Source organism: Cedecea sp., assembly GCF_036500665.1.
Classification (GTDB): domain Bacteria; phylum Pseudomonadota; class Gammaproteobacteria; order Enterobacterales; family Enterobacteriaceae; genus Cedecea.
Map to the genome: position 1 here is coordinate 1 of NZ_DASYBS010000028.1, position 6,474 is coordinate 6,474.

Here is a 6,474-nt window from a genome sequence, read left to right on the forward strand (position 1 = left end):
TCTCGTCCGTTATCGGAATTAACCAGACAAGTCACCTCACCGACTAAGAACGGCCATGCACCACCACCCATAGAATCGAGAAAGAACTCTCAATCTGTCAATCATGACTATGTCCGGGCCTGGTGAGGTTCCCCGCGTTGAGTCAAATTAAGCCGCAGGCTCCACTCCTGGTGGTGCCCTTCCGTCAATTCCTTTAAGTTTCAGCCTTGCGACCATACTCCCCCCAGGGCCCAGAGACTTAGATTTCTCTTGGAGTGCCGAAGGAGTTGTAATGGTACGACCTCCGATCCTCAGTCGGCATAGTTTATAGTTGAGACTACGACGGTATCTAATCGTCTTCGATCCCCCAACTTTCGTCCTTGATTAACAGGAACACATTGGGCGAATGCTTTCGCACTTGTTTGTCTTCGCTGGGTCTTAGAATTTCACCTCTCTCCAGCGAGTACAGACGCCCCCATATGTCCTTATCAATCATTACTTGGGTCCATGTCACCAACAAGAAAGACCAAAGTCGTATCTTGTTATTCCATGCTGAGCTGTTCAAGCGATAGCTTGCCTGGAGCACTCCAATTTGCTCAAAGTAACGGGGCCAACAAGAGCCGAAGCCCTTAAAAGCCCAAGTTCTTATTGAGAATCGCTGAACAACTGGGTTGTCCGGCTATTTCTCAACTGAACGAAATCCAACTACGGACGCTTTAACTGCAGCAAATTTAATATACGCTATTGGAGCTGGAATTACCGCGGCTGCTGGCACCAGACTTGCCCTCCAATAGGTACTCGCAAATAGTTTTGCCTTCCGCTCATTGCAATCACAGAACTTAGTAAAGTCCTGCGTTGCTATTTCTGGTCACTACCTCCCCGTATCGGGATTGGGTAATTTGCGCGCCTGCTGCCATCCTTAGATGTGGTAGCCGTTTCTCAGGCTCCCTCTCCGGAATCGAACCCTAATTCCCCGTTACCCGTCACTGCCTCGGTAGGCCAATACCCTACCGACGGGAGCTGATAGGTCAGAAACTTGAACGAACTGTCGCATGAAATGCGATCCGCTCTGTCATTATGATCACCAAGTACAGTGGTTGCCCACCGGTTGGTTCCGCGAACTAATGAATGCCACCTTTCCAGAAGTCGGGTGTTTTAGCATGTATTAGCTCCAGAATTACCATGGATATCCATTTGGTAATGATCTTCGTGTAAATTATAACTGTTATAATGAGCTATTCGCAGTTTTGCCGTATAAGTAGCTTATACTTAGACTTGCATGGCTTAATCTTTGAAACAAGCATATGACTACTGGCAGGATCAACCAGGTTAGTTGGGTTAGTTCACCAGAGGAAGCAGACCAAATTGATGCTGCTGTTCCCCGAGTAAAGCTATCCGAACGTAGGTGAGTTCGATAAGAAGTCAGTGCTAAAAGCTAGCACAACTCCTAATCACTCATCGCAAGCAGCTAAGCTCGAGAGAGGTTCGACTTTGGGGTCGAAGCTCCATCGGAGCGCTGTCGCTAAGAGAAGCCTTAGACTTCCCTTTAGCATCCTTTGACCTAGAGACAACCACCGGTTATTAGTCAACCTCTACAATTACAGCAAAGCAATTATTCAGAGTGGGCCGGACTGGGTCCAACAGCCGCTCCTTGTTAGCGCTGATTCCTCGACAGAAGAAAGACTCGTCGGGCTATTGCTAGCCTGGCTAGTGTTTTCTAATCGAGGCAGCTCTCTACTCTAGCTTCACCACCTGAGTGGCTTCACTCAGGGGCTACTATGAAAGTCCCAAATAATAGGTGCTGCATATCGCACTGGAAAAATAATTATGAGGGGAATATTTTTTTCTCCGGAGTACGCGCTAGACATGTCCCGATAGTTGGAAGTAAGGGGTAAATTGAATTCGAAAAATGCGCACCAGTTGGTGCATATAGCACTGGAAAAACAACGGCAACGGCAACCGCTTTAACTCGCTCAAGACATGTCCCGATAGTTGAATACCGTCCGACACCCAGTGTCCGAAAATGGTTAGCCGTCGACCATACTGCATCGAAAACGCTGGATCCCATCCGAACTCCGTTGCTAAGCGATGCAAGGCCGGGTCAGTACTGGGCTGGGGGACCGCCCGGGAACACCACGGAGTTGACGGCCTTTTGCAAGTCTCAGTTGGATGTCCCGATAGTTGGGCTCTAAGCGTACAAGAGTTAGCGTACCAAGGGCGATATGTGATGTCCCGATAGTTGAAGGCGGGACGGTTACATAATCCAAGAGAGGAAGCCTCAGCAGATCGTAAGACAAAGCTTACTCTCGTGCTCACAGCACCTCCTTGGATCCTAATCGTCTTTTAGGCATGTGAAACATTCGACGAACTCCTGTAAAGCTCTCTCAGCCTTTTACCGGCTAAAGAGATTGTGCTCAATCGAAAACTTATTCGGTGAATTGTAGGTCGAATGCGTGGGTATCGATTTCCAGCTAGGATTCTGACTTAGAGGCGTTCAGTCATTATCCTTGGAGCGTAGCTTTGAGGCACTGGTCTTTCAACCAACCTCGTTACCAGAGGCTCCAGCCAACAGTTCCTCTCGTACTAAGTTGGCTTACTGTCACGATACCACATAATAAGTAGGGTAAAACTAACCTGTCTCACGACGGTCTAAACCCAGCTCACGTTCCCTATTAGCGGGTGAACAATCCGACATTTTGAGACTTCTGCGTCTCAATGATAGGAAGAGCCGACATCGAAGGATCAAAAAGCAACGTCGCTATGAACGCTTGGCTGCCACAAGCCAGTTATCCCTGTGGTAACTTTTCTGTCACCTCTAGGCAGAACCTTTCTGCGCTTAAAGGATCGATAGGCCATGCTTTCGCAGTTCGTATTCGCACTGAAAATCAGAATCAAGCTGACTTTTCCCCTTTCAGTCTACGAGAGATTTCTGTTCTCTCTGAGTCAACCTTAGGGCACCTGCGCTGCAGTTTCGCAGATGTGCCGCCCCAGCCAAACTCCCCATCTGAAGATGTCCTCTGAAAAGATCAGCCCCGAAGGACCTTAATTCCAGAACACGTCTAGGACGTGGCTCTTTGTAACAGAGTAAGTAGAGCGACATTGAAGGTCGTGGTATTTCACTGTTGCCGAAGCTCCCACGTATTCTACACCCCCCAAGTCACTCCACAAAGTCAGACTAGAGTCAAGCTCAACAGGGTCTTCTTTCCCCGCTTATTTTGCCAAGCCCGTTCCCTTGGCTGTGGTTTCGCTAGATGGCGGATGGGGACAGTAGGAATCTCGTTGATCCATTCATGCGCGTCAGTAATTAGCTGACGAGGCATTTGGCTACCTTAAGAGAGTCATAGTTACTCCCGCCGTTTACCCGCGCTTGGGCGAATCTCATCGCAATGACATTCAGAGCACTGGGCAGAAATCACATTGCGTAAAAAGCGTTTCCGCTTATCGCAATGCTTTGTTTTAATTAAACAGTCAGATTCCTCTTGTCCGCACCAGTTCTGAGTTGACCGATCAGTGTGTGGGAATGGCGAAGCCGACCCAGCGAACAAGCAACGCTTCCAGTAGGCTCGAGCCGAAGCCAAAGCCAAAGGAAACACGCTATGTTCAAAGGGCTCCCACACTCGGCCCTCAGAGCCAATCCTTTTTCCAAAGGTACAGATCTAGTTTGCCGACTTCCCTCATCCGCCTTATTCTATCGACCAGAGGCTGCGAACCTAGGAGACCTGATGCGGTTTCGGGTACGGCTGGTAAGCGGAATAAATATCCCTTGAGGTTTCATAGATCAGTGAGAGCGCACCGGACTCCTAGCATACGCAGGGAGCTATGCCAGCGTTTCATCCTCGTCTCCGGACAAGCCGATTCAAAGGAGTGGTGCTGTTAAAGAGCAAAGATAACGCTCCCCAGGGCTCTCCCTGACAGCTCAAGTTCAAGCGTGTTGCCACAACTCCGCAAACCAGTAAAGGAATTTAAGCCTTTTTCCCTTTCAGGAGAAGAGGCAAAGCCTCACTCTGAAGGTGCAAGCTTTTCCTTTAGGACCGACTAACCCGAGGACAATTGCTGTTCACCCGGAACCCTTATCCACTTCGGTCATCAAAGTTCTCATTTGATTAATTGCTACTACCACCAAGATCTGCACTAGAGGCAGCTCCAGCTAGTCTCACGACTGAGCCTTCTATGCTACCCCCACGCCCTCCTACACGTCAAAGCATTGCTTGCTATGACGGTCTGGTATCGGTCGCCCGCTTTAGCGCTATCCATTTTCAGGGCTGGTTCATTCGGCAGGTGAGTTGTTACACACTCCTTAGCGGGTTTCAACTTCCATGACCACCGCCCTGCTGTTTCAATGAACCAACACCTTTTCTGGTGTCTGATCAGCGAGTGTTTAGCACCTTAACCAGACGTTAGGAGCATCCCTCATCGCCAGTTCTGCTTACCAAAACTGGCCCACTAAGAAGTCTCATTGATCCACCGAGCTCACTGAAGTAGCAAGGTGGGCAAACCCATTTAAAGTTTGAGAATAGGTCGAGGACAAGACGTCCCCGAGGCCTCTAATCATTAGCTTTACCGGGTTTAACTGATGTTAAACTTCCAGCTATCCTGAGGGAAACTTCGGAGGGAACCAGCTACTAGATGGTTCGATTAGTCTTTCGCCCCTATGCCCAAGTTTGACGAACGATTTGCACGTCAGTATCGCTACGAGCTTCCACCAGAGTTTCCCCTGGCTTCACCCAACTCAGGTATAGGTCACCATCTTTCGGGTCTAAACAATTATGCTCAAGCTCGAACTTCGTGGTCGGCCGCTGTTTCGTTTGTACTCACAGCTATTGCTTTCACTGCGCGTAGGAGTTTCACACTCTTACACTTGCACAATTGTTGAACTCCTTGGTCCGTGTTTCAAGACGGGTCGCCTGTACGTGCCTCTCTTGACAACTTATGGCAAGCCAGAAGGCGTCACTCCAATCGCTCAGGAAAAACATCGAGCTTTACAGAGTAAAGCAAGACGATATCAAGAGCCGTTGAAGTGATGTCAAGTAATCTGGAGAGGTTCTCCAGATATGGGTCACGGACAGTCGCTTCCCCCTTAGCGATTTCAGGTATTTTAACTCTCCTTTCGAAGTACTTTTCAACTTTCCCTCACGGTACTTGTTTGCTATCGATCTCTCGTTGATATTTAGTCATGGATGGAGGTTACCACCCAATTTGCGCTCTACTCCCAAAGAGCGTGACTCAAGCAACCTTGACCGAACGAAAGCGTCTCTGCACAAAGACGGGACTGTCACCCTCTGTGGCGCGCCTTTCCAGGCGACTTAGTACAGCGATCTTCCTGGTCGAGGTTAGATGTACAACTCCTCACCGAAATGGGGATTAACATCTCGGACTGTTCCCACTTCGCTCGCCGCTACTGGGGGAATCCCTGTTGGTTTCTTTTCCTCCGCTTAATAATATGCTTAAATTCAGCGGGTAGCCTCGCTTGAGTTCGGATCAAAAAGAAAGAACAACATCCTTCATAGGAAAGAGAAGCTGCCAAAGAGTAATTCTACTAAAATGGCACCTAACTCAATCTGAAAGATTCATCTCGACAGCCCACACTTTAGAGAGTGAGGGCTCCAGGCCCAAAGGAAGCATCGCACAAGGCAAGCCGAGTGCTTGACTCCTTTGGAAGTCTAAATGATACCGAACCAAGCGTACTCGAGGCCGAAGCCAAGAGTACAATTGCGTTCAGAAATCTGGTGATTCACGAGAGTTCGCAAGTCATACTGCTTATCGCGGTTTGCTGCGTCCTTCCTCGTTACGAGAGTCGAGTCATCCATCGCTAAGAGTTTTTAGTTTGGAATTGATCGTTAACCGTTGTTAACAGGGTACAACAGTAAGTTCGTTAGGTTGGTAGTTAAAACCAAGAATGATCCATCCGCAGGTTCACCTACGGATACCGTGTTACGACTTCTTCATCCTCTAGATGATAAGGCTCACGACACTTCCTCGCGGCGTGCGATGCCAGAGCAAAGCTACACCTCGAGTCCGTGTAATTTGCCGGATCATCCAATCGGTTGAAGCGACGGGCGGTGTGTACAAAGGGCAGGGACGTAATCAGCACAAGGTGATGACTTGTCCTTACTAGGAATTCCTCGTTCATGACCCATAATTGCAAGGGTCAATCCCTGATACGACAGAGTTTCACAAGATTACCCAGTCCGAACGGACAAGGATAAGGCTCGCTGGCTCTGCCATTGTAGCGCACGTGCAGCCCAGGCCATCTAAGGGCATCACAGACCTGTTATAGGCTCGAACTTCCTTGTGATGACTCACAAAGTCCCTCTAAGAAGCTGAGAGCTTACGAGTAAGCATCAGCTAATTAGTAGGTCGAGGTCTCGTCCGTTATCGGAATTAACCAGACAAGTCACCTCACCGACTAAGAACGGCCATGCACCACCACCCATAGAATCGAGAAAGAACTCTCAATCTGTCAATCATGACTATGTCCGGGCCTGGTGAGGTTCC

4 rRNA genes are annotated in these 6,474 nt (G+C 48.9%); 1 reads left to right on the top strand and 3 read right to left on the bottom strand.

The annotated features are described in order from the left end of the window. A 16S ribosomal RNA gene (locus tag VGM55_RS04520) occupies window positions 1-1,315 on the bottom strand; the annotation flags it as partial. Between the two features lie 694 nt (window positions 1,316-2,009). Here VGM55_RS04520 and rrf point away from each other — a divergent pair. Further along, window positions 2,010-2,129, top strand: a 5S ribosomal RNA gene (gene rrf / locus VGM55_RS04525). Between the two features lie 266 nt (window positions 2,130-2,395). On the opposite strand, the gene VGM55_RS04530 is transcribed toward rrf, so the two are convergent. Both VGM55_RS04530 and VGM55_RS04535 read right to left on the bottom strand, forming a co-directional pair. Continuing rightward, a 23S ribosomal RNA gene (locus VGM55_RS04530) occupies window positions 2,396-5,809 on the bottom strand. A gap of 59 nt (window positions 5,810-5,868) precedes the next feature. Beyond that, window positions 5,869-6,474: ribosomal RNA gene (locus VGM55_RS04535) — 16S ribosomal RNA — on the bottom strand; the annotation flags it as partial.